We start from the raw sequence: 550 nt of genomic DNA on the forward strand, positions 1-550 counted from the left end.
ATTGACGGCGCCATGTTCAACTCCGGCCAGTGCTGCTGCGGCATCGAGCGGATCTATGTGCATGAAAGCCTGTTTGACGCCTTCCTGGAAAAGGCGATTGCCATCGTCAAGGGTTACAAGCTGGGCAACCCGCTGGACGCGGAAACCACCATCGGCCCGATGGCCAATGCGCGTTTTGCCAATGAGGTGCGCGGCCAGATCGCCGAGGCGGTCGAGGCCGGCGCGGTGGCCCGCATTGAGACCTTTGCCGGGGATGATGGCGGCGCCTACCTCACGCCGCAGATCCTGACGGGTGTCACCCACGATATGCGGGTGATGCGCGAGGAAAGCTTCGGCCCGGTTGTCGGCATCATGAAGGTGACGTCGGACGAGGAAGCCATCGCCCTGATGAACGACAGCGACTTCGGCCTCACCGCCTCGCTCTGGACCAGGGATGTCGAGCGGGCGCAAGCCGTAGGGGACCGGATCGAGACCGGCACCGTCTTCATGAACCGCGCCGACTACCTGGATCCGGGCCTGTGCTGGACCGGCTGCAAGGACACCGGCCGCG

1 protein-coding gene is annotated in these 550 nt (G+C 64.5%); it reads left to right on the forward strand.

What is annotated here, in order from left to right; genetic code table 11:
• Positions 1-550, forward strand: a 550-nt coding sequence (locus tag AB1A62_RS22175) for an aldehyde dehydrogenase family protein (protein WP_366663618.1), incomplete at both ends; no start/stop codon positions are given.

It is taken from the genome of Leisingera sp. JC11 (genome assembly GCF_040704725.1).
Lineage (GTDB): Bacteria > Pseudomonadota > Alphaproteobacteria > Rhodobacterales > Rhodobacteraceae > Leisingera.